General features: G+C 63.0%; 24 protein-coding genes and 1 pseudogene. 14 read left to right on the top strand and 11 right to left on the bottom strand.

Annotated features, from left to right (window positions below):
- Positions 1 to 19: 19 nt before the first annotated feature.
- The 8 genes from FPZ08_RS07965 to FPZ08_RS07930 all read left to right on the top strand — a co-directional run bounded on the left by FPZ08_RS07965 (position 20) and on the right by FPZ08_RS07930 (position 8,655).
- Positions 20 to 1,771 carry a type I secretion system permease/ATPase gene (locus tag FPZ08_RS07965; protein ID WP_146289479.1) on the top strand — a complete coding sequence of 584 codons (1,752 nt, stop codon included), beginning with the start codon at positions 20 to 22 and terminating at the stop codon, positions 1,769 to 1,771.
- A gap of 4 nt (positions 1,772 to 1,775) precedes the next feature.
- Entirely contained in the window at positions 1,776 to 3,764 is a 1,989-nt protein-coding gene (locus FPZ08_RS07960) for a calcium-binding protein (protein WP_146289478.1), read from the top strand.
- A 23-nt stretch (positions 3,765 to 3,787) separates the two neighbouring features.
- Positions 3,788 to 5,137 carry an HlyD family type I secretion periplasmic adaptor subunit gene (locus FPZ08_RS07955; RefSeq protein WP_246132830.1) on the top strand — a complete coding sequence of 450 codons (1,350 nt, stop codon included), beginning with the start codon at positions 3,788 to 3,790 and terminating at the stop codon, positions 5,135 to 5,137.
- Between the two features lie 2 nt (positions 5,138 to 5,139).
- Positions 5,140 to 5,838 carry a response regulator gene (locus FPZ08_RS07950; protein ID WP_186767249.1) on the top strand — a complete coding sequence of 233 codons (699 nt, stop codon included), beginning with the start codon at positions 5,140 to 5,142 and terminating at the stop codon, positions 5,836 to 5,838.
- A gap of 529 nt (positions 5,839 to 6,367) precedes the next feature.
- A complete protein-coding gene (locus FPZ08_RS07945; protein WP_146293002.1) occupies positions 6,368 to 6,610 on the top strand; it encodes an EF-hand domain-containing protein in 243 nt (80 codons plus the stop codon).
- A 10-nt stretch (positions 6,611 to 6,620) separates the two neighbouring features.
- The gene (locus FPZ08_RS07940; protein ID WP_146289476.1) at positions 6,621 to 7,184 is read left to right on the top strand and encodes a hypothetical protein; all 564 of its coding nucleotides are present in this window, start codon (positions 6,621 to 6,623) and stop codon (positions 7,182 to 7,184) included.
- A 167-nt stretch (positions 7,185 to 7,351) separates the two neighbouring features.
- A complete protein-coding gene (locus FPZ08_RS07935; RefSeq protein ID WP_146289475.1) occupies positions 7,352 to 8,245 on the top strand; it encodes an SDR family oxidoreductase in 894 nt (297 codons plus the stop codon).
- 41 nt (positions 8,246 to 8,286) lie between these two features.
- The gene (locus tag FPZ08_RS07930) at positions 8,287 to 8,655 is read left to right on the top strand and encodes a DUF6766 family protein (protein ID WP_146289474.1); all 369 of its coding nucleotides are present in this window, start codon (positions 8,287 to 8,289) and stop codon (positions 8,653 to 8,655) included.
- Positions 8,656 to 8,663: 8 nt separating this feature from the next.
- Here the strand turns inward: FPZ08_RS07930 and FPZ08_RS07925 are convergent, their stop codons facing one another.
- The 3 genes and pseudogenes from FPZ08_RS07925 to FPZ08_RS07915 all read right to left on the bottom strand — a co-directional run bounded on the left by FPZ08_RS07925 (position 8,664) and on the right by FPZ08_RS07915 (position 11,966).
- Positions 8,664 to 9,623 (bottom strand): TIGR03885 family FMN-dependent LLM class oxidoreductase, encoded by a 960-nt coding sequence (locus tag FPZ08_RS07925; RefSeq protein ID WP_146293000.1) that lies wholly within the window; start codon positions 9,621 to 9,623, stop codon positions 8,664 to 8,666.
- Positions 9,620 to 10,203, bottom strand: a pseudogene (locus FPZ08_RS07920) (cysteine hydrolase family protein). Before FPZ08_RS07920 ends, FPZ08_RS07925 begins: the two are co-directional and overlap by 4 nt.
- A gap of 11 nt (positions 10,204 to 10,214) precedes the next feature.
- Positions 10,215 to 11,966 (bottom strand): alpha-amylase family glycosyl hydrolase, encoded by a 1,752-nt coding sequence (locus FPZ08_RS07915; protein WP_146289473.1) that lies wholly within the window; start codon positions 11,964 to 11,966, stop codon positions 10,215 to 10,217.
- A gap of 123 nt (positions 11,967 to 12,089) precedes the next feature.
- Between FPZ08_RS07915 and FPZ08_RS07910 the strand changes: the two genes are divergently transcribed.
- Positions 12,090 to 12,347 carry a hypothetical protein gene (locus FPZ08_RS07910; RefSeq protein ID WP_146289472.1) on the top strand — a complete coding sequence of 86 codons (258 nt, stop codon included), beginning with the start codon at positions 12,090 to 12,092 and terminating at the stop codon, positions 12,345 to 12,347.
- Positions 12,348 to 12,378: 31 nt separating this feature from the next.
- Here FPZ08_RS07910 and FPZ08_RS07905 read toward each other — a convergent pair whose 3' ends face one another.
- A complete protein-coding gene (locus tag FPZ08_RS07905) occupies positions 12,379 to 12,687 on the bottom strand; it encodes a hypothetical protein (protein WP_146289471.1) in 309 nt (102 codons plus the stop codon).
- Between the two features lie 87 nt (positions 12,688 to 12,774).
- Here FPZ08_RS07905 and FPZ08_RS07900 point away from each other — a divergent pair, with 87 nt between their 5' ends.
- Positions 12,775 to 13,005 (top strand): hypothetical protein, encoded by a 231-nt coding sequence (locus tag FPZ08_RS07900; protein WP_146289470.1) that lies wholly within the window; start codon positions 12,775 to 12,777, stop codon positions 13,003 to 13,005.
- A gap of 203 nt (positions 13,006 to 13,208) precedes the next feature.
- Here FPZ08_RS07900 and ligD read toward each other — a convergent pair whose 3' ends face one another.
- The gene (gene ligD / locus FPZ08_RS07895) at positions 13,209 to 15,776 is read right to left on the bottom strand and encodes a DNA ligase D (protein ID WP_146289469.1); all 2,568 of its coding nucleotides are present in this window, start codon (positions 15,774 to 15,776) and stop codon (positions 13,209 to 13,211) included.
- A gap of 2 nt (positions 15,777 to 15,778) precedes the next feature.
- A complete protein-coding gene (gene ku / locus FPZ08_RS07890; RefSeq protein WP_146289468.1) occupies positions 15,779 to 16,618 on the bottom strand; it encodes a non-homologous end joining protein Ku in 840 nt (279 codons plus the stop codon).
- 132 nt (positions 16,619 to 16,750) lie between these two features.
- On the opposite strand from ku, the gene FPZ08_RS07885 reads away from it, so the two are divergent.
- The 4 genes from FPZ08_RS07885 (at position 16,751) to FPZ08_RS07880 (ending at position 20,024) form a co-directional block, all read left to right on the top strand.
- Complete coding sequence (locus FPZ08_RS07885) at positions 16,751 to 16,990, top strand: hypothetical protein (protein ID WP_146289467.1); 240 nt, start codon at positions 16,751 to 16,753, stop codon at positions 16,988 to 16,990.
- The gene (locus tag FPZ08_RS21885; protein WP_186767248.1) at positions 16,990 to 17,145 is read left to right on the top strand and encodes a hypothetical protein; all 156 of its coding nucleotides are present in this window, start codon (positions 16,990 to 16,992) and stop codon (positions 17,143 to 17,145) included. The genes FPZ08_RS07885 and FPZ08_RS21885 overlap by 1 nt, the downstream gene beginning before the upstream one ends.
- Positions 17,145 to 17,318, top strand: coding sequence for a hypothetical protein (locus tag FPZ08_RS21880; protein WP_186767247.1), 174 nt, complete (start codon positions 17,145 to 17,147; stop codon positions 17,316 to 17,318). Before FPZ08_RS21885 ends, FPZ08_RS21880 begins: the two co-directional genes overlap by 1 nt.
- Positions 17,319 to 17,405: 87 nt before the next feature.
- Complete coding sequence (locus tag FPZ08_RS07880; RefSeq protein ID WP_146289466.1) at positions 17,406 to 20,024, top strand: outer membrane protein assembly factor BamB family protein; 2,619 nt, start codon at positions 17,406 to 17,408, stop codon at positions 20,022 to 20,024.
- Positions 20,025 to 20,087: 63 nt separating this feature from the next.
- On the opposite strand, the gene FPZ08_RS07875 is transcribed toward FPZ08_RS07880, so the two are convergent.
- Genes FPZ08_RS07875 through coxB form a run of 5 tightly spaced genes read right to left on the bottom strand, consistent with a single transcriptional unit; the run spans position 20,088 to position 25,573 of the window.
- The gene (locus tag FPZ08_RS07875; protein WP_146289465.1) at positions 20,088 to 21,083 is read right to left on the bottom strand and encodes a c-type cytochrome; all 996 of its coding nucleotides are present in this window, start codon (positions 21,081 to 21,083) and stop codon (positions 20,088 to 20,090) included.
- Complete coding sequence (locus tag FPZ08_RS07870; RefSeq protein WP_146289464.1) at positions 21,080 to 21,697, bottom strand: cytochrome c oxidase assembly protein; 618 nt, start codon at positions 21,695 to 21,697, stop codon at positions 21,080 to 21,082. The genes FPZ08_RS07875 and FPZ08_RS07870 overlap by 4 nt, the downstream gene beginning before the upstream one ends.
- Complete coding sequence (locus tag FPZ08_RS07865) at positions 21,694 to 22,101, bottom strand: hypothetical protein (protein ID WP_146289463.1); 408 nt, start codon at positions 22,099 to 22,101, stop codon at positions 21,694 to 21,696. The genes FPZ08_RS07870 and FPZ08_RS07865 overlap by 4 nt, the downstream gene beginning before the upstream one ends.
- Complete coding sequence (gene ctaD / locus FPZ08_RS07860) at positions 22,098 to 24,587, bottom strand: cytochrome c oxidase subunit I (protein ID WP_146289462.1); 2,490 nt, start codon at positions 24,585 to 24,587, stop codon at positions 22,098 to 22,100. Before ctaD ends, FPZ08_RS07865 begins: the two co-directional genes overlap by 4 nt.
- Complete coding sequence (coxB, locus tag FPZ08_RS07855) at positions 24,584 to 25,573, bottom strand: cytochrome c oxidase subunit II (protein WP_246132829.1); 990 nt, start codon at positions 25,571 to 25,573, stop codon at positions 24,584 to 24,586. The genes ctaD and coxB overlap by 4 nt, the downstream gene beginning before the upstream one ends.
- Positions 25,574 to 25,654: the final 81 nt, after the last annotated feature.

Here is a 25,654-nt window from a genome sequence, read left to right as displayed (position 1 = left end):
CACTTCCCGGGGGAAAACCATGTCCAATTCAGCCAATGCCCTGGCCCAGCAGCAGGGCGACGAGATGCTCCGACGCGAGTTCAAGGGCATGGGAATATTTCTGTTCTGGATTTCCGGCATCATCAATGTGCTGGCGCTCACCGGCTCGATGTACATGCTGCAGATCTATGACCGGGCGCTGACCAGCGGCTCGATCCCTACCTTGGCCGCTCTCTCCGCTCTTGCCGTCGGGCTCTACCTGTTCCAGGGCGCCTTCGACGTGATCCGCTCCCAATTGCTGGTGCGCGTCGGTGCCCGGCTCGACCGCATATTGGCGCCGATCGCCCACCGCGTCAGCATCGATATGCCGCGCTTTGGCTTTTCCACCGCCGAGTCGCTGGAGCGCGGGCGGGATGTCGATACGGTTCGCACGTTCATGGGCAGCCAGGGCCCGATGGCCCTGTTCGATCTGCCCTGGGTACCCCTCTATGTGCTGTTCGTTTATTTCCTCCACCCCCTGCTCGGAGCTGTGACACTGGGCGGCGTGGCGGTCCTGACGCTGCTGACCGTGTGGACGGAATTGCGGTCCCGTAAACTGGCAACGGCCGCGCAGCAAGCCGGTACCGTGCGCAATGCCATTGCCGATTCCAATGCACGCAATGCCGATATCCTCAAGGCCATGGGTTTTGGCGCGCGCGCTGTGCAACGTTTCGATAATGCCAATCTGGAACACCTGAAGCTACAAACGCAGGCCAGCGACATCGTCGGGACCTTTAGTGCCTTCTCGCGCGTGTTACGCATGCTGCTGCAGTCGGCACTGCTCGGCCTTGGAGCCTATCTCACCATTCAGGGCCAGATGTCGGCCGGTGCCATCATCGCGGTTTCGGTGGCTTCTGCGCGTGCCCTGGCGCCGATCGACCTGGCCATCGGCAACTGGAAAGGCGTGGTGGCGGCCCGACAGGCCTATAAGCGCCTGCGCGAAACCATGGTTGCCCTGGGTGCCATGACCAAACCCCTGGATCTGCCCCCGCCGGGCAAATCGCTGAAAATCGAGAAAATCACCGTTGCGGCGCCCAGCACCGGCCGCGTGCTGCTGACCGAGGTCAGCTTCGAGCTGAAGGCCGGCCAGGCCCTTGCGATCATCGGTCCCAGTGGCGGCGGCAAGACCACCCTGGTGAGGGCTTTGACCGGAATCTGGCCGGTTTTGCGCGGCGGGGTACGGCTCGACGACGCCGAACTGGGCCAGTGGGACGAGGATGTCATCGGGAAGCATATGGGCTATCTGCCGCAGGACGTCGCGATGCTCGATGGCACCATCATCGACAATATTACCCGCCTCGCTCCCAAGCGGGACGGCAAGGCCATCGTTGCCGCTGCCATGGCTGCCGGTGTCCACGAGATGATCGTTCGCCTGCCCGATGGCTACGATAGCCAGCTCGGTCCGATGGGCACGGCCCTGTCGGCCGGACAGCGGCAGCGCATCGGATTGGCACGGGCACTCTATGGCGAGCCGTTCGTGGTGGTCATGGACGAACCGAATGCCTTTCTCGACGCCGAAGGCGAGCAGGCGCTCAACCAGGCCATCCAGCAGATCCGCGAACGGGGCGGCATTGCCATCATCGTGGCGCATCGGCCAAGCGTGCTGGCAGCAGTCGATCTGGTGGCAGTGGTGCAGAATGGCAAGCTGACCAGCTTTGGCCCCAGGGATCAGGTCGTTGCGCAGACGCGGCAGCAGACCGCCGAGCCAGAACGCTGGGCCGCTCCAGGCAAGCGTCGGACTGCGGCGGAATAGCGCCATGCTCATCGAGGCCAAGAGCACCAGAGTTGAGCAGGCGCCCAAGGACGGGGAACGATTCAAGTTCCATGCCGGCGAGCGGATGACGCGGCTGCCGCTCTATATCGCCATGGCGGTCCTCGGACTGGTCGTCTATCTCAAGAGCATTGTTTCCAGCCAGGCCGCTGCCGCCAGTGAGCCGCCATCCGAGCCCAAACCGGATCCCGATGCTCCCCTCAACCGAGCCTTGCCGGGGAAATTGGATAAGGGAAGCCCGGAAGCCGATATGGATCCGACGATTGAGAGCATCGATCGGGAAGCGGGATTGTTCGGTCCAGTCGGTCCGGCTCCGCTGTGGCCGGGACCGTTTGCGGGTCTCGAATTTCCGGCGATAACCTTCGCCGAACCTTCTGCATTCTCGCATCCTTCCACCGCCGCATTCTTTCCGGCGGCCTTCAGCATTGCCGGTTTTAACGACAATGCATTACCGGGCCAACCATCCGCTCTACCCCTCATCACCTCCAATGATCAGGACACGGATGAAGATGACGATGAGGACGATCCCGGCGAGGAGGATGACGAGACGGACGACGGCGATCACGATCCGACCAATCGCTCTCCCAGTGTCAGTGGACCTGTGCGACTGCATGATGTCTTTGCTGGTCAGGTTGTTCTGATCGGATTGAGCGAGCTGTTGTTCGGGGCAATTGATTCTGACGACGACGCGCTTTTGGTCACCAACCTGGCCATTACCGGAGCCATGGTGGATCGGACCGTAGGCGGCTGGCGCCTGACTACCTTGCCCGGCATGCTGGGGCCGATCGACATCACCTATCGAGTGACGGATGGCGAAGCCTGGGTGGTCCAGACCGCCCATTTGAACATCATCCGCAATGTGGAGATATTGACGCCGCAGGACGGCATCCATGCTGGCTCGCCATATGACGACGATATCGACGGCCTGGCAGGCGACGACCTGATCGACGCTCTGGCCGGCAATGATCTCGTGGTCGGCGGCGAAGGTGACGATCATCTCAACGGCGGTACGGGCGACGACCACCTGTTCGGCAATACCGGCAATGATGTGATCTTCGGAGGCGAGGGCGATGATGTCATCTCGGGTGGCGACGGTCACGACCGGTTGTTCGGCGGCGCTGGCAATGACACGATAGACGGCGACGCTGGCGACGACATAATCGACGGCGGGGCGGGCAATGATATCGCCGATGGCGGTGGCGGGAACGACCGTATCCTCGGTGCTGGCGGCAATGACATTCTCGAAGGCGGGAGCGGTGACGACATTCTCGATGGTGGCCCGGGCGCCGATGTGCTCCTGGGCGGCAGCGGCGCCGATAGCCTGATCGGCGGGGCAGGCGCGGACCTGCTTGATGGCGGCGATGGCGATGACATCATGGATGCCGGTGCAGGCGACGACCGGCTGCAGGGCGGGGCGGGGGCCGATGATCTGGATGGCGGCGACGGCGACGACCTGCTGGACTATTCAGCCGCCACTGTCGGCGTGATCTTCGACGCCGTTGCCGGCACCACCTTCAGCGCGGAGTTTGGTGAGGACACTTTCGCCGGCATCGAGCAGATTGTCGCCGGTGCAGGCGACGATCTCTTCGTCATTGGCGCCACGGCCACCGTCATGTCGGGCGGCGGCGGTCGGGACACGTTTGTCTTCGAGGTGACGGATGATACCCCGTCGCTCAGTGACCGGATTGTCCATGAAATCCTCGACTTCGTGGTGGGCGATCGCGTCCGGGTGCGCGACTACGACCTGGACCGCGAGGCCAGGGCACGGGAAGCCGACCTCTTCCGCGAAATCTATGACGATGACGACGACGACTGGCTGATCTCGGATCTGCCGATCGTGGTGCAGCATGTCCGGTACGACGACATCGACAACACCATCATCAGGGCCGACCTCACCGCGGACGGCATCTATGAGATCACCATCAACATTCACGGCATCCTGCTGCCGATAGATTCGAACTGGACCTATGCCTGAACGGGCCGCCAAGGGAGTGCACCATGACGACAATGGATAGTATCGGCCCCTATGGCCAGATATTGGCCGGTTTCGACGCGAAGCGCATGCGCGAGAGGCCGTTCCCCATGCGTGGTCGGGTAGCGTGGGGCGCGATCTTTGCGCTGCTTCTAATTGTCGGCATCGGGGGATGGTCAGTCACCGCCAAGCTCTCCGGGGCGGTTATCGGCACGGGTACGGTGCTCGTGGATGAAGACCTCAAGGTCGTTCAGCATATCGAAGGCGGGGTCGTGCGCGACATCGCCGTTCGCAAAGGGGACACTGTCGCTGAGGGGCAGCTTCTGCTCCGGCTCGATGACGTACAGGTTCGCTCCGAGCTTGCTATCGTCCGGGGTCAACTCGCGGAGCTGACCGCACGCCGCGCACGCCTGCTGGCGGAACGCGACGGGGCCGAGACACTGGTCTTCCCCGCGGAATACTTTGCCGACTACGCCGATGCTGAGCTCATCGCCGATGGCGAACGGCAGCTCTTCGATGGCAATATGCACAATCACGTCTCCCAGAAGGAACAGCTGGCGCTGCAAGTGGCCCAGCTGCATGAGGAGGTAAATGGCCTCGCTTTCCAGAAGACGGCCATCATGGCCGAGTTGGACGTCACCCTGGTCGATCGCGAGCGCATGATGGCGCTTGCGGAGGAACGGCTGGTGGAAACCTCGCGAATTAGCGAAATACAGCGCGACGTGGCGCGCCTGCAGGGTCAGCAGGGAGAGATCGAGGCCGCCATTGCCCGCGCGCTGTCGCGTACCAGCGAGGTCGAATTGCAGATTCTTGCGCTTGATGGCGCTCTGCGCACCGAGGCGCAACGTGAATTGCGGACCGTTGAGGCCCAGATTGCCGAACTCGAGGAACGCCTCGGCGCAACCGAGGATCGCCTTGCCCGCTCCCGCATCCTGGCGCCGGTAAGCGGCACGGTGAACGAACTCAATGTGACCACCCTTGGCGGCGTCATTTCGCCGGGCGAGGCGCTGGTAACCATCGTGCCGCAGGATGCCGAGCTCATCATCGAGTTCCAGGTGGCGGTCAACGATATCGACCAGATCGCGGTCGGCCGGCAGGCCAAACTGCGCTTCAGCGCCTTCAACCAGCGCACCACTCCCGAACTGACCGGCACGATCATCCAGGTTTCGGCCGCCGCCCAGTACAACAGCCAGACTGGAGCGAGCTACTATCTGGCACAGGTGGAGGTCAACGAGGCTATGGAGCAATTGGGTGGCCGGGAACTGGTGCCCGGCATGCCTGTCGAAATCTTCGTAGAGACCGAGGAACAACTGGCCATTGCCTATTTCGTCAAACCCTTCACCGACCAGATCGCAAGGGCTTTCCGGGAGGAATGAAAATGGCTCCCAAGTGCGCGCTTGAAACCCTCAAATCTCCGTATATGACGATCGCGCTCGTCGATGATCACCCCATTTTCCTCGAGGGTCTCAAGGAGCTGCTCAGTAGCGAGGCGCCTTTTCAGATCGTCGGCGAAGCCGACAGCGCAGCCGCTTTTGTGGAGCTGATTGCGGCAACGACACCGGACCTGGCAATCGTTGATCTATCCATGCCAGGAGACGTCTTTGATGCTATCAACAGGCTGGCATCCAGCACGAAGATCGTTGTCTATACTGCCTATTGCAGCACGGAAACGGCCGTGCGCGCTTTAGAGGCAGGAGCAGTAGGTTTTGTCCTGAAGACATCGCCCTACGAAGAGTTGCTAGAGGCGATCGACGCTGTCTGCTCAGGCCAGTTCTTCGTGACAAAACAATATGCAAGTTCGGTGACAGCCGCACTTCGAGAGCAGTCACAATCCGACGCGCTTTTCACGCCTACAAGATTTACCTCGCGAGAACTGGCAATCGTTGCGCATCTGCTTCGGGGCTACACCAACCGGCAAATTGCCAATCAGCTTCAGTTGAGCGAGCGCATTGTCAAATACAACATGACTCACATCATGGCGAAACTGAAGGCGCGTAGTCGATTGGAGGTGGCGATCTCTGTACGGCGGCATGAGCAAGCTCTGAAAGGAAACCCAGCGCGATCTGCTTGCAACTAGCCATGCCTCTGGTGAGGCAGACTGGACGAGCAATCTCCGATGGAGGCTAAATCATCAGCGGGCCGGTGCTGGTGCCAGTCACGGGCTTTCACGTCATCGGCGCCTAGCCGAGTGTTTCGTTCTCGACACGCTCTTGCGCAGGCTGCGCACCAAAGATGATGAAGATGAGAACTGGTCGATCATCAGTTGAGGGCACGAAACCGAGACCGTTGAAGCGCCCTCATTCCTACCGCTAGACCGACGTTAACCACATCCCAAAATGGACCCAAGTCCCCCATCCGGTCGTTCATGTGACTATGATCGTTTCCTAGAAGCTGCCGTTAGCTAACGCCTCTCAGTGGCCTGCCTGCAGGTGGACGAAACACCCGAACAAGGAGCTGGTTCGGGTAGACAAAGCGCAACTCAGACCGAATAGCCGTGGCGCGCCAGCGGTGTCACAACCTCTCTCCGCCCGATCACAGTTGGCCATCGGGAGGAACTTCACCCATTGCTTCGCATTGACCCTGAACCCCAACAGGAGATCAGTTCAATGCGATTTTCCACGCTTTCCGTACTTGCGCTCTTGGCCGCATCAATCCCGGTGCTGGCTCAGGATAACCCGAACGATTTTGCGGCGGTCGATACCGACGCAAGTGGCGCCATATCCTGGGCCGAAGTCATTGCTGCATTGCCGAGCCTGACCGAAGAGGCATTCGCCGCTGCGGACGAAGACGAGAGCGGGGAATTGTCGGAGGACGAATATCTGAAGGTTCTAGCGTCGGTTGCGCCATAGGAGCAGCGACATGTCGGACAGACAGAAATCGCAATATACCGAAAGCTGGCCCGAGGAATCCCGCGAGGCAGCGCAACTTGTAATCGACAAGTATGGCGAACCGGACGAGATCACCGATAGCCAGCTCATCTGGGACAAGCCTGGCCCCTGGAAACGGATCGTAGCCTCGAAGGCGTTCTACCAACACAATTTCCCCGCGCCGCATCAGGATGCCGTCGAGTCCGTCATCGACTATCAAGTACCCGTGGAGAAATTTTCCGACCTGGCCGAGTTCGACGGCAGCGTGATGGTGGAGCGCACCACGGGTGAGGTCTCGGCCCGGTGCCATGACGAGCAGGCCAACTTTCTGGCGCTTAACCTGATGCATGACATTGTCACCGGCGCCAAATCGGTGGAGCAGGCCCGCGATTATTACGCCAAGGAATTTGCCGACTATCGGCGCAAGAAGCCCACCCCCTACATGGAAAAACTGCGCTTTTCGCCAGCGGACCAGAATGCGGCCGATCCGGATATTCGCATGCTGACAGACGAAGATCTTGAGCAAGCCAAGCGGGAAGGCGAACTGCGTCACTAACCGGCGTTTGACGTAGTCGGGCGAAGAATTCACGCCAATTCCGGATGGCAATGGGCCGGCCGGATCCAGTGCTCCTGTTTCATCGCAAGCCGCAAGTTCGCGGTGAGCAGGCCCATGGAACCTGCGGAGATGATGCTTCGTTGGCTGCTCGAACGAGAGGTGACACCATGGCTGACAGACTGACGATGCAGGATCCCAGAAAGCAATATCCGCATCCGCCGTTTCCCACCCAGCCCCAGCCAGCGCCCGGTATCGTCGGGAAGATGGTACCGAGGCCCGACCATGGGGAAAAGAGTTATGTCGGCGCCGGACGGCTCAAAGGCAGACGCGCCCTGATCACGGGAGGCGACTCCGGCATCGGACGTGCAACAGCTATTGCCTATGCGCGCGAAGGGGCGGACGTGGCCATCGGCTACCTTCCCGAGGAAGAGGAGGATGCCCGGGAAGTCCTGGCCCTTATCGAGGCTGAGGGCCGCAAGGCGATTGGCCTGCCGGGCGACGTCAAGGAAGAGGCCTGGTGCCAGACCATGGTGGACCGCGCGGTCGAGCGGCTGGGTGGTCTGGATATTCTTGTCGTCAATGCAGCGCGCCAGCAGTTCCGTGAATCCGTAGCCGAACTGACCAGCAAGGACTTTGACGCCACCTTCAAGACCAATGTCTATGCGTTGCACTGGATTTGCCAGGCGGCGATACCGCATCTGCAGCCTGGGGCAGCGGTGATCACCACGGCGTCGATCCAAGCCTATGAACCTTCGCCGATCCTGCTCGACTATGCCACGACCAAGGCCGCCATCGTGGCCTATACCAAGGCATTGTCCAAGCAGCTCATCGACAAGGGCGTCCGCGCCAATGTTGTGGCACCTGGTCCATTCTGGACCGTGCTGCAGCCCAGCGGCGGGCAGCCCGACAAGAAAGTGCGAGAATTCGGAAAAGACAGTGATTTCGGCCGTCCGGGGCAACCGGTGGAGATCGCGCCCGTCTATGTATTGCTCGCCAGCCAGGAGGCCAGCTTCATCAACGGCGAAGTCTACGGCGTTACGGGTGGCAAGGGGATTGCCTGAAACTGCCCGGCCGCCAGTGTACTCGGCAATAGAGGTGCAGGATGTCAAACCTGAAGAAGTACAGTTTTGCGTGGGTGACGCTGGGCTTTCTTGTCATCAGCCTCATAGGGCACTGGGTGTTCGGATGGTTCGCCTATATCGATGAACAACAAGCCCACCAGCTTCCGATTCAGGTCTCCTCCTTCGTCATCGAAATGCTGCGGGACACGTTCGAAAACTGGCAGTCGGAATTCCTGCAACTGCTCTGGCAGGTCGCGGGCCTGACTATCCTGCTCTATGTCGGTTCGCCCCAATCGAAGGATAGTGAAGATCGCAGCGAGGAAATCCTCAAGGCGATCCTGCGCAATGTCGATCCGGATGGTGCGCAGAAGACGTTGAACGAGATAACGAAGAAATACCCGAATAAATGAGGCCGGATTCAGCGCAGGGCGCCGACGAGATTGGCAGCGGCAAAGTGGATGAACTCCTGCTGGTTGCGCCCGACGCAATGCAGATGAATGGCAGCCGGCTTTAGCTCGGCCAGCGCCTCCAGCCAGGCTCGATGCCTGCCCACATCGGCGGAAACGGCGACGCATTGGCGGATATCGGGCGGCCGGGCCAACCGCCCGATCGTGTCGAAATCGGCCGGTCGACGCAGGTCCCAGGCGACCTCTCCACCTACGGCCGCTGGCGCCCATTGCTCCATGGCATAGGCCAGGGCCGTTGCTTCATCCGGCGCCCAGGACAGAGCGTGCTGGATATGGACGGGCTTGCCGTTGCCGCCATTGGCGCGGAACGCGTCCACGACCTTCCGCACCTTGGCGGCCTCACCTCCGACCGTGAGCAGGCCATCGGCCCAGCCGCCGCAGAAGGCAGCCGTTGCCTCGGTGACGGCGGCGCCGAAGAGCGGGACTGGCTCGGCGGGACGCGAATAAAGCCTGGCCTCCACCACGGTGACGCGGCCGCGATGGGTAACGGTTTCGCCCGCCAGCAGGGCACGCATGATGTCCACGCATTCGCGTAGCCGGGCATTGCGCTCGGGTTTTTCCGGCCAGGCTAGGCCGGTTATGGCTTCGTTGATCGCCTCGCCGCTCCCCAGCGCCAGCCAGAAACGGCCGGGAAACATCTCGCCCAGCGTGGCGGCGGCCTGGGCCAATACGGCTGGATGATAGCGGTAGCCGGGCGCTGATATGGTACCGAAGCCAAACCGTGTGGCCCGCATCGCCGCGCCCAGCCAGGACCAGGCAAAGCCCGACTGGCCCTGCCGCTCGCTCCAGGGGTGGAAATGGTCGGATGATTTGGCGCAGTGGAAACCTGCCTGTTCGGCTGCGATTACCAGTTGCAGCAACTCGCTTGGGCTGAATTGCTCATGGGAGGCATGGTAGCCGATCAGCGTCATGCCAGGTCCGCCCAATTGTCGAGTATCTCCTGCGTCTCGCAGGCGCTCAGCTGTTGGCCGAAGCGGCTGCGATAGAGAACCAGCGCCGCTTCATGCGTCTGGTCGGCCGAGCCGAAAACGGCGTCGGTCGGCAAGATGACCTGATAGCCCAGATCTATGGCGCCGAGCACGGTGGAGAGGACGCAGACATCGGTTTCGCCGCCCGAAACTATGACGGTAGTAACGCCGTCCTCGCCCAGCCGACGATGCAGATCGGTTCGCAGCCAGGGGGAATAGATGGCTTTGTCCAGTTGCCGCGCCGGGGGCATGTAACGCCGCAATGTGTGGACGACCTCGATCATTTCGGCGGGCAAGCGCTCGCCGGTCATATCGGGCCAGCGACGGTAATAGTCGCGCCAGGCGCCACCGGCTTCCTCGGGGCGCTCCGGGGCACGAAGCGGGTGAAGATGGTGAGGGCAGGAGCGCGTTCGACCAGGGCTTCGATGGCTGGCAGGACCCGGTTGAGCCATGGCGCATGCCAGTCCGTGCCTTCGGCAAACATTGCTTGCACATCGACACAGATATGGGCGAGGCGTCCCATTTCCCGCGACCCTACCAGACCACCGCCGACCAGGCGCCCAGCCGCAGCACCTCGTCCTGCTGGGAGAACTCTCCGGTCGAGAGGGGGCTGGCGGTGATGATGCAGGCGATGTCGGCGGGCAGGTCCGATGGATTGAGCGCCATGCTCAATGTGCCGGCCTCGAATATCCAGCTCACGACAATGGCCGTGCCCTGGCGGCCGGAGCGTGCGTCGAGGCAGGGTGTGGCAACCAGCGGCCACAATCGGGCGCGGCGCCATTCGGCCAGTATGCGGAAGCGATCGAGCGCGGCACGGCGGTCAGGATTGCCATAATCACCCCAATTCAGCTTGGCGCTTTCGAAGGTGTGGGGACCGTTGGGGTCGGGCAAGGCGCCATCCTCCACGTCCTCGCCGAAACTCTCGCGCATCTGCCTGCAGCGGTCAGCCCGCATGGGCTCGGCCGCGTCTTCCGGCAGGTCGATGAAGAAGGGGAAAGGCGTGCGCAGATGGGCTTCCTCCCCCATGAAGAACAGCGGGATTTGCGGCGCCAGCATGATCGAGAGATGCAGGAAGTCGAGCTTTTCGGCGCTGACGCGGTCCGGCAGGCGCTTGCTATCGGCGCGATTGCCGATCTGGTCGTGGTTCTGCATATAGGAAACGAAAGCGTCAGGCGGCAGCCGGCTGGCCGGTTCGCCCCGTGTCGTGCCGTCACTCTCACCCTCAGCTTCGCCGTCATGGACGAAGCCATCGGCAAGGCCTTTCTCCAGGTCGGCTATCGGGTTGCGCGAGCCATCCGAATAGCCGTTCTTGCCGTCGCCGGTGGCGAGATAATGCAGCACGTGATGGATATCGTCATTCCATTGGGCGGTGAAATCCTTGGGCTGGTTCTGCTCGCGGTCGAGCCAGGAGGCGATATTGTCCATGTTCTCGATGATGAGCTTGGCATCGCTTTTGACCGCGCGGCACGACTTGGCGAGGTCGCTCAGGAAGACATCGCGGGCCTCGGTCTTCATCTCGTGCACGGAATCGAAGCGGAGGCCGTCGAAGTCGAACTCCTCCAGCCACATGCACGCATTCTCGTAGTAGAACTGCCGCACCATGTCCTGGGTGAAGTCGATGCCCTTGCCCCAGGGCGTCTCGACCCCTTCGTCGAACCATTCGGGCGCGTAGCGCTCGATGAAATTGTTGAACTTGCCGAAGTGATTGTAGACGACGTCGAGGATCAGGCAGAGGCCCAGATCATGCGCGCGGTCGACCAGGCGGCGCAGATCCTCCCGTGGACCATAGGCGCTGTCCGGCGCGAAGATCAGCGTGCCGTCATAGCCCCAGTTACGGTTGCCGGGGAATTCATTGATCGGCATAATTTCGAGCGCCGTGAAGCCGGCATCGCGGAAATGTTCGAGCCGCTCCGTGAGGCCGGCAAAGGTGCCCTCGGGCGAAACCGTACCGACATGGACCTCGCATAGAATGGTTTCGTGCCAGGGGCGCAGTGGTTCGCGGCGGCCGGAGGGCTCGAATGGCGCGCAGACCACGCTCCAGCCGGTGGTGCCGCCCTCTTGCTGGCGCGAGGCCGGATCGGGAAATTCGAGCGCATCGGTGCGGAATTTGTAGCGAGTGCCTGGGCCACGATTGTCCGCCCGCCCGAACCAGAAGCCGGCATCATCCTTCTTGAGGGCTAGGGGTGGCCCCTCGGGAAACAGAACTTCGACAGCGCCGGCGCTGGGCGCCCAGAGGCGGAATTGAGTTGAGGTATCGTCGAGTTTTGGGCCGAAAAGGAAGGTCATGGAGGGATCCAGCCAAGTGTGCCTCGACTAACGGATGGCGAGCATGAGCCGTTCCCGCTCACGGTTGAGCAACTTGCACGCCGCCCAGGCATTGAAGGTGCAGAACGTCTTCAGGAGGCCGAAATGACGAGAACATCCGCATCCAGTCCGGAGACCAGGGAGAGGGGCAGGAACCAGCACCGTGACGCCCTGCCGACCGGAGAGGGCACCGCCAGCAAAAATGATGTTGCCGACCCCCATCCGGCTACCGAAGGGGACTATGACAAGATATCCAAGCCGGGCGGCACGAAGGCGCCAGGTGGTCCGGATATTAGCTCCAACAGCTATGCCCATGATGGAAAGGCGCCGCCTCGTCCGAAAAACGAAGGCGCCAAGCCGTGATCGGCGTCCTCAGAAAAGCCCGAGGCGAGGCCTAGTACTGGTCGTTATAAGGTTCCTTGGTCTCGCCCACCATGCGCGCCAGTTCCGCGAATGTCGGTATGCCGTCCGGTTCCGCGGGACGGTTTGCCAGTCGCAGCAGCCGGATCGGGAATACGACGGCGTCGCGATTGGCCGGGGAGAGCTCTTCGGCCACCCGGTCATCGCCAAGGGCAGTCTGCTCCGCGACCGCGAGACAGCGGTCGAGTTCTTCTGCGGTCAGCAGATCCTTGGCGACAAGTTTCCGATTGATGCCCGCAATGGCGGTGAGAAGGCCTTCAAGCTGCAGATTCGCGGTATTCATCGTGGCTCGACTCCAAAAGCTGATCGGCAGGAACGACTTGAAAGCCGGGGCGGTTGCTCGGCGCTGGCTTAGGGACTACGGTGAGGCATGGAAAAAAGCTTTCGGGTGATGGACTTGCGGCAGGCCGGTCCCGAGGCCATCGACGCCGTCATTGATGGCGCCTCGCCGGAAGAAGCCGTGCGCAAAGTTCTTGGCATCGAGGTGGTTCGCGGTGGTTCGAAGCGCGACCTGGTGGCCAAGGTCTATTGGCAGCCTGTCGGCCAGCCGCTGACCATGGTTAGGCTCTATGCCAAGATCGAGGATGGGAGGAGATACTGACCATGCCTGCCCCTCAGGAGAGCGTTATCCGGGACATTGAAATTTCGGATGGAGAGCAGGTTCACAAGGCCAGTTAGGTGCGGACACGTTCGACGAAGCAGTGCGCCGCTTGCGCTGGGCCATATCCAGACCAAGGAATGGCGTCGTCGCGTGGACAAAAAATGGACCAGGCCGCCGGACTAAGGCCTGATTTCGCCGAAGCGCTAACCGGCCACGGAACTGACCATCGCCTTGGTGATCGACTGGCTGGTGGTGAAATAGCCCTTCCAGGGATCGGGCCGCTTCGCCCGCGCGATCGCATCGGCCAGGCCGAATTGGTTGGCGGCCTTGATCGTCTCCAATTCGTCCCAACCGACCGGCACGGCAACCGGAGCGCCCTCGCGCGAGCGGGTCGACCAGGGCGCTATGGCGGTCGCGCCGCGCTCATTGCGCAGATAGTCGATAAAGAGCTTGCCCTTGCGGCTGGCCTTGCGCGAATTGGCGGTGAAGCGGTCGGGGAATTTGTCGGCAAGACGTTGCGCGAAGGTCTTGCAGAAGCTCTTGACCTCAGGCCATTCGGTGGTCGGGCGCAGTGGCGCGATAACGTGGATACCCTTGCCGCCGCTGACCAGCGGATAGCTTTCCAGCCCCCAGGCGTCCAGCTCGGCGCGGATATCGATGGCGGCGGCGCGCACCTGTTCGAAGCCTAGCCCCTCATCGGGATCGATATCGAAGATGATGCGCTCGGGTTTTTCAACATCCTTGGTGCGTGAACCCCAGAGGTGCCATTCAAGTACATTCATCTGCGTGCCGGCGATGAGGCCGGCGAGGTCGGTGATGTAGAAATAGCTTTCCTTCTGGCCATCCTTCTCGGCGATCATCAGGGACTTCATGGCATCGGGAAAGCCGCCGGTATCGTGTTTCTGGAAGAAGCAGTATTTCGAGCGGCCCTGCGGGCAGCGCAGCAGGCTCAGCGGACGGTTCTCGATATAGGGCAGCATGCGCTCGGCCACGGCAGCGTAGTAGGCGACGAGATCGGCCTTGGTGACGCCCTGGCCGGGATAGACCACACGATCGGGACTGGTGAGCTTGATGCCGGCTGCCTCGGCGGCAGCCAGGCCGGCCGCGCGATCGAGCGAAGGAGCAGGGCTTTTGGACCGGTCGGGCTTGTCCAAGGCGACATCTCCCGCCGGCTTGTCCTCGCGTAGTGCGAGGAAAGAGGGGTGACGCATTATGCCGTCGGGGGTGAATTCGGTGTAGCCGATTTCGGCCACCAGTTCGGGGGTAACCCAATGGGCCGATTTCGCGATGGGTCTCGGAACATTGACGAAGGGATCGGTCTTCCGTGCGCGGCTGTCGAGCTGGCGTTGCAGGGCCTGGGCGTCATCCATGGAAAAGCCCGTGCCGACGCGGCCGCGATAGATCAGCTTGTCATCTTCCCAGGTGCCGACCAGTAGCGAAGCGAAGGTCTTTTTCCTTGTGGAGGGCGACCAGCCGGCGATGACGAATTCCTGCCGCTTGCCGCATTTGACCTTGAGCCAGCTGCGCGTGCGCTCACTGCGATAGGGCGCTGTCGCCTGCTTGGCGATAATGCCCTCATGGCCCTCGCGGCAGACGGTGTCGAAGACGCGCTGGCCGTTGCCGGCCACATGCGGGGAGAATTGCACCAGCGAGGAGGCTTCGATCTTGCCAAGCAGCTTTTCGAGCCGCGCCTTGCGCTCGGTGAGCGGCAGTTTTGCGAGGTTCTCGCCATCCTGCTCGATCAGGTCGAAGGCGAAATAGGTCAGCGATCCACCATTGGAGAGATGGTCCTTGAGGGTGGAGAAGTCGGTACGGCCATTCTCATCGAAGGCGCAGAGTTCGCCGTCGATCAGGGCCGAGCCCTTGGTGATACGGGTCAGCGGCGGAACGATCACCTTGAATTTGTCCGTCCAGTCCTGCCCGGTGCGGGTGTAGAGCCGCACGGCTTCCCCTGAAATGGCGGCGAGGCAGCGGTAACCGTCATATTTCATCTCGAACAGCCAGTCCGGCCCCTCGGGCACGTCGCTGACAAGCGTCGCCAGTTGTGGCGGGCGGAAATCGGGCAGGCGAGCGGCCTTTGCCTGGCGCTTGCCCGTGGTTGGCTTGTCTTGTGCTTGGTCGGAATTCCAGACGGCCTCGGCGGGTGTCGCGGTCTGCTTTTTCGGCTTGAGGCCACGGGCGATGCCATCGAGGTCACGGCCGGAGGAAACGGAGCGGGTGAAGCGCTCGGTCAGCGCTTCATGATCCCTGGCATAGTCGTCGTGATGCTTGATGAGCAGCCAGTTCTCACGGCGTGGGCCGGATTTGCGCTTGCTGTCGCGGCCCTTCATGTGGACCAGCACCCATTCGCCCTTCATTCGCTGGCCATGCAGTCGCATCTTGAGGTCGCCATCGTCCAGCCCGTCATGTGGATCGCCCAGCGGCTCCCAGGTGCCTTCGTCCCATAGCATTACCGCACCGCCGCCATACTGGCCTTCGGGAATGGTGCCTTCGAAACTGCCATAGGCGAGGGGGTGGTCTTCCACCCGCACGGCGAGGCGCTTGTCTTCCGGATTGTCGGACGGCCCCTTGGTCACGGCCCAGCTCTTGAGCACGCCATCGAGTTCGATGCGGAAATCGTAGTGCAGGCGGGTCGCGTCGTGTTTTTGGACCACGAAACGGTAGGCTTTGCCGCCGGACTTCCCCTTGCCGGCACCGGAAGGTTCCTGCGTTTTCGTGAAGTCGCGCTTGGCCTTGTAATCCCTCAGCAGGGTATCGGCTTTGCTGGCCATGCTCAGCTCGCCTTCTTGCGCGTGGTCTTCACCTTTGCCGGCTTCTTGCCACCTTCAAGGCTCGTTTTCAGCGCCGACATCAGGTCGATCACATTGGATTTGCCGGCCTTTTCCTCGCGCGGCTCGTCTTGGGTGGTGATCTTGCGGCCCTTGCTCTTGAGCTTGCGGGCGATCAGTTCGCGCAGGGCGGCCTGGTAATGATCCTTGAATACCTTGGCGTCGAACTTGTCCGTCTTCTTGTCGATCAGCGCGGTGGCGACTTCGAGCAGGTCGGCATCCGCCTTTTTGCCGGGAATGTCGGAGAAGTAGGGGTCGGCCTTGCGCAATTCGTCTTCATAGTGAAGCGTTTCGAGCAGCAGGCCCTTGCCGGCCGGCTTGACCGCAACGAGATATTCCTTGCCACGCAGGGCCAATTGGCCGAGCCCGATCTTGCCCGATTTGCGCAAGGCGTCGCGGATGACGATGAAGGCGTCCTCAGCCAAATCATCGGAGGGGACCAGGTAATAGGGCTTGTCGAAATAGAGCGGGTCAATCTCGTCGCTGCACACGAACTGGGTCAGTTCCAGTGTCTTGCGGGTTTCGAGCTTGACCGCGTCGATCTCCTTGTCGGTCAGCAGGACATAGTCGTCCTTCTGGTATTCGAAGCCCTTCATGATCTCGTCCTTGTCGACCGGACCGATGCCATCCACGACCTTTTCGTAGTGGATGGGCTTGCCGGAAGGCTCGTGGATCTGGCGGAAGCTCGGTTTCGCATTGGCCTTTGTGGCCGTGTAAAGCTCGACGGCGATCGATACGAGCGACAGGCGCAACTGGCCTTTCCAGATGGGGCGGGATGCGGGCATGACGAGATTCACCTCAGCGTGGTGATCTCGAAACGATCCTGTCCGCCGCTTCGTTCCGAGATGCCGGGAAGGGAACCAAGTCCGTCCGGGGACGGTTGATCCACCATCTGCATCTGCAGGAGGGATGAACCGATGACCCTTCCGATTGACCCCGCCCGACGCTCGCCGAAGGGCGACCACAATCGCCGGATCGCGCTGGGATTAGAACTCGAGCAGTTCGCCGTCGAAGCCGGCGTCGAGCTCGAGGCGCTTCGCCAATATGAGCTGACCAGCCCTGATCAGGACTTCGACCTTGCGGTGGCAGACCGGGTCGGCCGGGCGCTCGAGCGCCTGGAGGCTCACCCGCCACCCAGCCAGCGCGTGGTGACCTGATGGGCACCGATAAATCAAAGCCCGCGCCGGCTGAAACCGGTTCCGGCAAGCAGAAGGACGACAATATCGACGATCTGGGCCGCCGGCCTGATGGCAGCGAGCATGACCAGCCCGTCAAACCTGAGGCACCCAAACCCAAACGAGGAGTGTCCTAATGGAATCGGGACCATTCTTTTGGCTGATCGTGCTGACCGTGGGCGCGGTCGCCCTGCTGGTGGCGCTGGGCTACGGCCTTTATCGCAGCCAGCACCGGTCCAGGGCCGAAAAGGCGCTAACCGAGGCGGCGACCCGTCAGGAATACGAGCGCGAGGATCGTGACTCAAGCTGAGTGGTCGGTTTCGAGGCGGACCGCCGACACAGAGCCGACCGGAACTGCCGAGGCTCTGGCCGTTCCCCAACAGGAGGAGAAAACGGCATGGCACAGGCAAACCGGGGATTCGGATATTGGGCAGTAGTGGTGCTGGCAGCTATCATGGTGATCTTCGGATTGCCGATATTGCTCGGCGGCATCTGGCTCATCGCTCTTGGCGGTTCCTGGTACTATGCGCTGGCGGGATTGGGACTTCTGATCTCCGCCTGGTTCCTGTTCCGCCATTCCATGCTGGGCGTCTGGCTCTATCTGGTGACCTTTATGGGCACATTGGCATGGGCCTTGTGGGAAGTGGGCTTCGACGGATGGGCGCAGGTGCCCCGGCTCGTGGCCCCTACGGTCATCCTGGTTCTCGTGCTGGCCACCATCCCCGCGCTCTATCGTGATCGCGGACGGATGCGTGGCGCGGTCGCGGCCGGCGTCGCGGGCCTCGCCGTGCTGGCCTCTATCGGACTGGTCTTCAACCTGTCCGATAACAACCCGGTCATCGCCCAGGAGCAGGAGCCAGAACCCCAGGAACCTCAACCGGCCGTACCGGCGGAAAATCCGGCCGATGCCGTGCTGCCCGACGATGCCGGCGATGCGCCCGGAGGCGTGGCCCCCACGGTCGATCCAGGCCCCGGCACGGTGCCCGAGGCAACCGATACGACGGCGGCGCCACCAGCCGCAGACGCCGCTCCCGCGGCCACCCTGGCCAGCCCCACCGGCGTGGTGCTGCGCGCCGCCATGCCGATGCCCCAGACCGGGGCGGACTGGCCGGCCTATGGCGGCACGCAATTTGGGACACGCCATTCTCCGCTGGCGCAGATCACGCCTGATAATGTCGCCACACTGGAGCGCGTCTGGGAATTCAATACCGGCGTCATGCCGCCCGATCCCAAGCCGGAAACCCAGCGTTGGTCGCCGGAAAATACGCCGCTCAAGATTGGAGATGATCTTTTCATTTGTACGCCGACCAACGTGGTTATCGCCGTCGATGCCCGCAGCGGACTTGAGGAGTGGCGCTACGATCCGGGCATTTCTCCCGATGTCCTGGCCATCGGTGCCTGCCGCGGCGTCGCCTATTTCGAAGACCCCGAGGCCGCCCCCGACGACCTCTGCGCTCGCCGCATCATTGCGGGCACCGAGGATGGCCGCCTCCTAGCGCTCGACGCCGATATGGGCCAGCTATGCCCGGAATTCGGCGATGGCGGCCAGCTCTCGGTGGAGGAGGGGCTAGGCGACACCGTTCCGCGCTGGATCGGCCTGACCTCGGCACCCACCATCATCCGCGGCATTGCCGTGGTCGGCTATAATGTCAACGACAACGAAGATGAGGACGCCCCTTCCGGCGTGGTCCGGGGTTATGACGCGGTCACGGGCGAACTCGTATGGGCGTGGGACCTGGGCAATCCGGACAACCGTGGTGCCCCAGCCGGAGGCGAGGTCTACACCCGCGGGACGCCTAATATGTGGACGACAGCCGCTGCCGATGAGGAACTCGGCCTGGTCTACCTGCCGCTCGGCAATTCTGCGGTAGACTATTTCGGCTCCAACCGCAGCGAGGCCGAGAACGACTACGCCACCTCCCTCGTCGCGGTGGACGTGACGACGGGTGAGGATGTGTGGCATTTCCAGACCGTCCATCACGACGTCTGGGACTATGACTTGGGCAGCCAGCCTGCGCTGGTGGATTTCCCGGCCGAAGGCGGCTCGGTGCCGGCTGTTCTGATTTCCAGCAAGCAGGGCGATATCTACGTGCTCAATCGTGAGACCGGCGAGCCGCTATTTGTCCCCGAGGAGCGCGAGGTGCCACAGGGCGGCGTCGAGCCTGACTATCTCTCGCCCGTGCAGCCCTTCTCGACCTACCATTCCCTGGCCATGGACCCGCTGGAGGAGCGGGACATGTGGGGCATGACTCCGCTGGACCAACTCTGGTGCCGCATCCAGTATCGCCAGGCGAGCTACGAGGGCATGTACACGCCCCCGACGACGGACTGGTATATCCAATATCCAGGCTACAATGGCGGGCAGGACTGGGGTTCGATGGCGGTCGACGAGGAACGCGGTATCCTAATCGCCAACTATAACGACGTGCCCAACCGGCTTCGCCTGGTCGAGCGCACGGAGGCCGAAGAGGCCGGGATCAGCACAGCCATCTACGAGGATGGTGTCGGCGGCGATCCGCAGATCGGCGCGCCCTATGCCATCGAGATCAATGTCGGCTGGCGCTCGGATTTCACCAAGCTGATGTGCAAGCAGCCGCCTTATGGTGGGCTTCGCGCCATCGACCTGGCGACCGGCGAGACGCTGTGGGACCAGCCCTTCGGCTCGGCGCGCCGGAATGGGCCGTTCAACATTCCGTCCATGCTGCCGCTCACCATCGGCACGCCGAACAATGGCGGCCCGATTGTCACCGCCAGCGGCCTCATCTTCGTCGCGGCCACCACCGACGACATGATCCGGGCCTACAGCATCGAGACCGGCGAAGAGTTGTGGAGCGACGAACTGCCGGCCGGCGGCCAGGCAACGCCGATCGTCTACGAGGTGGAGGGAACACAGTATCTGGCGATGATGGCCGGCGGGCATACGCCCATGGAAACCAGGCTGGGTGACGCGGTCATCGCCTGGGCCCTCGCCGACTCGCCAGGTGCCGCAGACGCGGAGCAATCGGGCGGCGAGTAGTCCGCCTCCGGTTGAAGCAAACGCCGCGTGAGACGATTGCGCGGCGTTTGCCATGGCGGTCTGTTAGCGGCCATACCATTCCGCCAGCGCTTCCATCTGGGCTTCGTCGAGACCGCGCACGACTTGGGCCATGATATGGGCGTTGGGCCCACCGCGCTCGGCGCCGAGCGCCTTGAACAGCTTGAGCTGGTTCAGCAGGTAGTCCGCATCCTGGCCAGCCAGCCGCGGATAGCCGAGCCGCGCATTGTCGTCATGGCAGGAGTCGCAGGCTGGCACGTCCCGGTCGGGCAGGCCGTGGCGGACAATGGCTTCTGCCGTAGTTTCACTTGCCGCCGGGACGTTCGTGCCACGTCCATAGTCCTGCGCCAGTTCCTCTATCTGCGCGTCGGTCAGCACACGGGCGGCAGCCATCATCGTGCCGCTCTGGCGCGTGCCGTCACGGAAAGCCTTGAGGGCAGCTTCGAGATAGGCCGGGCTCTGGATATCGAGCCGCGGTATGCCGGGAATGGCGCCTTCGCCATTTTCGCCATGGCAGCGTGCGCAGTGATTGTCCGCGGTGCCCGAGGTCAGTCGGCCATAGGCATCGGCGTCCAGTTCGGGCAAAGTCAGCAGGAAGGCCACCATGTCCCAGACTTCGTCATCGCGCATCTGCGTCGGCCAGCCCGGCATGGCGGTGCGACGGATGCCATGTTTGATCGTGGCGAAGATGCGCGCTTCGGGATGCCATTGCGCCATGCGTTGCACCAACTGGGGCGGTTGCGGGCTGAGATTGCGGGCAAATTGCTCCGGTGGCGCGACGGGACTGCCGTGGCAGGTGACGCAGACCATTTCGTAGTGGCCAGCGCCACGTTCTGCCATGCCCGGCCTGTCGAGTGGCGGCACGTCGACGCCCAGCGAGCGCAGGGTGATCGATTGCTGCGCCGCGAGGTTGAAATACCAGTCGAGCACGGGCGGCTGGCTTGGTTCGGCCGAACTGGACAGCAGGCCGCTGAGGGGCAGTAAGCCGAGCCCCAACGCCCCCAGAACACCGCCGATGAAGAATGGCCGGAGCTTGGTCATGAGGGCGCCCGCTGCAGCACGCGCGCCATCAGCACCAGCCCGCCGGCCAGGTAGATGACCCCGCCGATGCCCAGCATGATGACGCCGCCCAGTTGCTGGTCGACCAGGGCCGGCAGCCCGCCGGCATGATGGAGATGTTCGTAGATGGAGCGCGGCGCCAGCCCGATCAACGCGCCCAGCAAGGTCATGTGCATCGAAGTGAAGAACAGCGCCATGGCGCCTGCCAGCGCTGCGCTCTGCCGCGTCTGGCTGGTGCTGCCCAGCGCCACCAGCCAGACCAGCAGCGAGACGATGGCGAAGCTGGCCTGCTCGATGGCCAGCGCCCAGGGCAGGCTGCGTGAGGCGTGATGTAGGGCCGGGGCATGCCAGCCCCAGACCACCACGAGATCGAGCACGCTGACGGCGATCGGCAGCGCAAGCTGCGAGCCAAGCCAGCCCCTTTGGGCGACCAGCGGCCCGATACCGGCGGCCAGCAGCGGCACGCCGATCCCCACCACGACCATGTGCAGTGTCATATGCGCGGCGAAACTGCCTGCCACCATGCCGGGCAGCGGGCCGGCCCAGGCCAGCAGCAGCACGACAATACCGGCAATGGTCAGCGCCCGGTCGATCATTGGCACGTCCCCAGATAGAGCATGGGGATGGTGACATAGAGCACCGCGACCGCCGACAGCACGCAGAGCATCAGCGCCACATGGCTGAGGAAGCGGTGTCGTTCCTCGGGCGTATTATGCTCATATTCGAAATCATGGTCGGTGAGGCTGCGCGCCCGCACCCGCCAGATGTGGTGCGTCGACCAGCCAATGCCCGCCAGCGCGACCAGGGTCGCCACGATGACCACGGTGGTGGGATGGTCGAGCGAGGCGCTGCGTCCCGCCTTTTCGCAATAGATGGCCGCATAGACGTAGCAGAACAGGAAATGCCCGGCCCAGATGATCGGCGCGGCGATGACCCGCCACAGGTCGGTGCCATGGCCGGTTTCGCGTTCGACTTCGTTGTGGGCGCGTTTGGCACTCATTGCAGTAGCGGAAAGCCTCCGATGACCAATGCGGTGAGCAACGCGCAGAATCCGGTGAAGTGCCAGTAGAGCGTGACATTCCACAGGTCCGCGTCATGCGTCGGCGTCAGCCGGTTGAAGACCGAGCGGGCCAGGCAGTAGGCCTGCATGATGATGCCGGCCATGAGGTGGAGCACGACCCACACCACCAGCCCCCAGACGATGGCTGGATAGGCATGCGACGTGGGATCGAGCCCTGTCGTCCATGGCCCCGCCATCAGCGCCAGCCCGGATGCCGCGGCGCCGAGCAGTCCGGCGCCCAGCAGGATGCGCGACAGCACGACCTGTCCGGCCGCATTGGCGAACCGCGCGCCCAGCGTAACGGTCCAGGTGGCAAGGGTCAGCCCGCCGGCCATGAGTGGCCATTGCCAGCCCGGTCCATCGACGCCGACAGGCGGAAAGTCGGTATGGATGGTCCAGAAGAAGAAATAGCCGAACAACACGGCGAGGAAGGCCGTGAGGTCGCCCGTCATGGTGATGAACATAGCCCACCAGCCGGTGGATCTCGGCCCGGCGACATAAAGCGGCACGCGCCTGCCGTCGCCGATATCCTTGCTCTGCTTCTCGGGAATTTCGCCCGTGCCGGTCCAGAGCCAGTAGAGCAGCACGGCCAGGAAGAATAGGCCACTGCCCAGCGTCAGCCACCACAGCTTCCACACCGGGAAGATGAAGGTGCCACCCAGACCGATCGCCGCCAGCATGGGCAGCCAGGTCGGCGTGCCCACCCGCAATACCTGCACCGGCTCGGCATCGAGCACCGAGGTCACCAGCGTTTCGCGCCGGCCCTCCCGGGCATGGGCCAATAGGCCGCGGCCCTCATCGATGGTGGCGAGCAGATCCTTGTCGTCCCACAGCGGGTAGCGGCTGTTGATCTGCGGGATGGAGCGCAGGCCATAGTCATCGGCCGGCACCTTGCCGACCCATTCCAGCGTCCCGGCATTCCACACGTTGCGTGGGGCGTAGGCCTGTCCGCGCTTCGGCCGCACGCAATCCCACACGAAGAGCAGGAAGCCGGCCGCCAGCACGAAGGCGCCGATGGTCGAAATCATGTTGAGCGTGTCCCAACCGCGCTCGGCGCCATAGGTAAAGACGCGGCGCGGCATGCCCAGCAGCCCGGTCAGGTGCATGGGCAGGAAGGCCACGTTGAAGCCGATGAAGCTCAGCCAGAACGACCAGATACCCAGCTTGCGCGACAGCAGCTTCCCGGTGGCGAACGGGTAATAATACCGGACGCCCGCCATCACCGGAAACAGCATGCCGCCGATCAGCGTGTAATGCAGGTGGGCGACGATGAAATAGGTGTCGTGCACCTGGAAATCGAACGGCGCCACGGCGATCATCACGCCGGTCAGTCCGCCCACGATGAAGGTGGCCAGCGCCCCCAGGCAGAACAGCATGGGCACGGTGCGCACCACATTGCCCAGCATCACCGTGGCGATGAAGACGAAGAGCTGGATGCCGGTGGGGATGGCCACCGCTTCCGATGCCGCCGAGAAGAAGCCCAGCGAAATCGAGGGCAGGCCGGTGGTGAACATGTGGTGCACCCACAGCCCGAAGCTCAGGAAGCCGGTGCCGATGGCCGACAGCACGATCCACGAATAGCCGGCGATGGGGCGCTGGGCGAAGGTGGGGATGATCATGGCCAGCAAGGCGATGGCTGGCAGGAAGATTATGTAGACTTCCGGGTGCCCGAAAATCCAGAACAGGTGCTGCCACAGCAGCGGATCGCCGCCTCTTGTGACGTCGAAGAACGGCCAGTCGAAGGCCCGTTCCAGCTCGAACAGGAAGTCGCCGGCGATCAGTGGCGGGAAGGCGAAGAGGATCATCGCGCCCACCACCAGCACATACCAGCCATAGGGCGGGGTGAGGTTGATATGCATGCCCGGCGCCCGGCATTTGAGCACGCCGACGATCAGTTCCACCGCCGCGGCGATCGAGGCGACCTCGATGAAGCTCAGCCCTAGCAGCCAGATATCGGCGCCGATGCCCGATTGCTCGGTCGACAGGGGCGGATACATGAACCAGCCGGCATCGGGCGCGGCATTGAAGAAGATCGAGCCGCAGACGAAGACGCCACCGATGAGAAAGCACCAGAAACCAAAGGCCGACAGCCGCGGAAACGGCAGGTCGCGCGCGCCCAGCATGGCCGGCAGGATGAGGATGGCCACCGCCTCGAAGATCGGCACGGCGAACAGGAACATCATCACCGTGCCATGCAGGGTGAAAAGCTGGTTGTAGGTTTCGGCGGAAACCAGGCCATTGTCAGGCACCGCCAGTTGCAACCGGATGATCAGCGCCAGCGCGCCGCCGAACAGCATGAAGGCAAAGGCCGCCGCGATATACCAGAGGCCGACCACCGAATTGTTCACGTCGGAAAAATAGCCCCAGCCCCGGGGGCGGGCCCAGACCCGGGCCAGGCGTTTCTCCTCGGCGGCCTTGTCGGTCATTTGAGCTCCAGCAGAAAATCGACGATGGCTTGCCGCTCGTCATCCGGCAGCGTGGCGAAGGAGGGCATGCGCACGCCCGGCTTGATATGAGCAGGCGCCACCAGCCAGTCGGCCAGATTGGCCGCGGTCAGTGGCAGCGTGCCGGCGCCAATAGTGCGCCGGCCGGCAAAATGGGTGAGGTCGGGACCGACCGATCCGGCGTCGCTGATGCCGCGCACCACGTGACAGGCCCCACAGCCGGCGGCGAGGAAGGCTTCGGCGCCGGCAGCGGTCGCGGGCTGGCCTTGCGCCGCGAGCCAAGCGGCGAAATCGTCAGGCTCGTGCACCACGACCGGAAACGCCATGAGCGCATGGGACGATCCGCAGAACTCGGCGCAGACCCCGCGATAGACGCCCGCCTTTTCCGGCCGCAGCCGCAGCACGTTGCTGCGACCCGGTATGGCATCCATCTTCCCGCCCAGAGTGGGAATCCAGAAGGAATGGATCACATCGGTGCTGGTGAGGACGAATTCGACGGTAGCGCCCACCGGCAAGTGAACCTCGTTGGCGCTGGCTATGGCCATGCCATCAGCGTCCTCATAGTCCAGCCGCCACCAGAACTGCTCGGCCACGACATGCACCCGCAAGTCGGGGACATCGCCTTCCGCCCAGTCGGGCAGTAGCGCCAGCCCCAAGATCAGCAGGGCGGCCAGGCCCGTCGTGGGAAAGACCACGCCGCCCACGAAGACGAAGCGATCGGCGAAGCGCTCGCTTCGCGGCCGCTTCTTGCCGACGACGGCGTAGATCGCCGCTCCCATCAGGATGCACCAGACCAGGGCGCCGCCGATCGTCATGAACCAGAAGAGATTGGCCAGGTCCACCGCATCGGACCCTGCCGGATGCAAGGCGCTCTGTTCGGTATTGCAGGCAGCAAGCCCCATGCCGGCCAGCGTCGTTAGCGCCAGCTTTCCAGTTCGTTTCGCGCTGGCCGGAACCGCCCGCTCCATTTCCCCCCGCACAATGAGCTTCAGGCAGGGAACGCGGCGCCCCCGGATGAGTTCCTGTCCCATCCCGCCGCACAGGATCGC

The sequence above is a fragment of the Devosia ginsengisoli genome (assembly GCF_007859655.1).
Taxonomy (GTDB): Bacteria; Pseudomonadota; Alphaproteobacteria; order Rhizobiales; family Devosiaceae; genus Devosia; species Devosia ginsengisoli.
This window is presented reverse-complemented; position numbering and strand designations above follow the sequence as displayed.

Coding starts and splice junctions, on each gene's coding strand:
- coxB (WP_246132829.1), bottom strand. CDS start 25,573: ATGGAGCGGGCGGTTCCGGCCAGCGCGAAACGAACTGGAAAGCTGGCG.
- FPZ08_RS07915 (WP_146289473.1), bottom strand. CDS start 11,966: ATGACCTTCCTTTTCGGCCCAAAACTCGACGATACCTCAACTCAATTC.
- FPZ08_RS07935 (WP_146289475.1), top strand. CDS start 7,352: ATGGCTGACAGACTGACGATGCAGGATCCCAGAAAGCAATATCCGCAT.
- FPZ08_RS07930 (WP_146289474.1), top strand. CDS start 8,287: ATGTCAAACCTGAAGAAGTACAGTTTTGCGTGGGTGACGCTGGGCTTT.
- FPZ08_RS07960 (WP_146289478.1), top strand. CDS start 1,776: ATGCTCATCGAGGCCAAGAGCACCAGAGTTGAGCAGGCGCCCAAGGAC.
- FPZ08_RS07870 (WP_146289464.1), bottom strand. CDS start 21,697: ATGATCGACCGGGCGCTGACCATTGCCGGTATTGTCGTGCTGCTGCTG.
- FPZ08_RS07875 (WP_146289465.1), bottom strand. CDS start 21,083: ATGACCAAGCTCCGGCCATTCTTCATCGGCGGTGTTCTGGGGGCGTTG.
- FPZ08_RS07925 (WP_146293000.1), bottom strand. CDS start 9,623: ATGACGCTGATCGGCTACCATGCCTCCCATGAGCAATTCAGCCCAAGC.
- FPZ08_RS07910 (WP_146289472.1), top strand. CDS start 12,090: ATGACGAGAACATCCGCATCCAGTCCGGAGACCAGGGAGAGGGGCAGG.
- FPZ08_RS07940 (WP_146289476.1), top strand. CDS start 6,621: ATGTCGGACAGACAGAAATCGCAATATACCGAAAGCTGGCCCGAGGAA.
- FPZ08_RS21880 (WP_186767247.1), top strand. CDS start 17,145: ATGGAATCGGGACCATTCTTTTGGCTGATCGTGCTGACCGTGGGCGCG.
- FPZ08_RS07885 (WP_146289467.1), top strand. CDS start 16,751: ATGACCCTTCCGATTGACCCCGCCCGACGCTCGCCGAAGGGCGACCAC.
- ku (WP_146289468.1), bottom strand. CDS start 16,618: ATGCCCGCATCCCGCCCCATCTGGAAAGGCCAGTTGCGCCTGTCGCTC.
- FPZ08_RS07865 (WP_146289463.1), bottom strand. CDS start 22,101: ATGAGTGCCAAACGCGCCCACAACGAAGTCGAACGCGAAACCGGCCAT.
- FPZ08_RS07950 (WP_186767249.1), top strand. CDS start 5,140: ATGGCTCCCAAGTGCGCGCTTGAAACCCTCAAATCTCCGTATATGACG.
- ligD (WP_146289469.1), bottom strand. CDS start 15,776: ATGGCCAGCAAAGCCGATACCCTGCTGAGGGATTACAAGGCCAAGCGC.
- FPZ08_RS07880 (WP_146289466.1), top strand. CDS start 17,406: ATGGCACAGGCAAACCGGGGATTCGGATATTGGGCAGTAGTGGTGCTG.
- FPZ08_RS21885 (WP_186767248.1), top strand. CDS start 16,990: ATGGGCACCGATAAATCAAAGCCCGCGCCGGCTGAAACCGGTTCCGGC.
- FPZ08_RS07905 (WP_146289471.1), bottom strand. CDS start 12,687: ATGAATACCGCGAATCTGCAGCTTGAAGGCCTTCTCACCGCCATTGCG.
- FPZ08_RS07945 (WP_146293002.1), top strand. CDS start 6,368: ATGCGATTTTCCACGCTTTCCGTACTTGCGCTCTTGGCCGCATCAATC.
- FPZ08_RS07965 (WP_146289479.1), top strand. CDS start 20: ATGTCCAATTCAGCCAATGCCCTGGCCCAGCAGCAGGGCGACGAGATG.
- FPZ08_RS07955 (WP_246132830.1), top strand. CDS start 3,788: ATGACGACAATGGATAGTATCGGCCCCTATGGCCAGATATTGGCCGGT.
- FPZ08_RS07900 (WP_146289470.1), top strand. CDS start 12,775: ATGGAAAAAAGCTTTCGGGTGATGGACTTGCGGCAGGCCGGTCCCGAG.
- ctaD (WP_146289462.1), bottom strand. CDS start 24,587: ATGACCGACAAGGCCGCCGAGGAGAAACGCCTGGCCCGGGTCTGGGCC.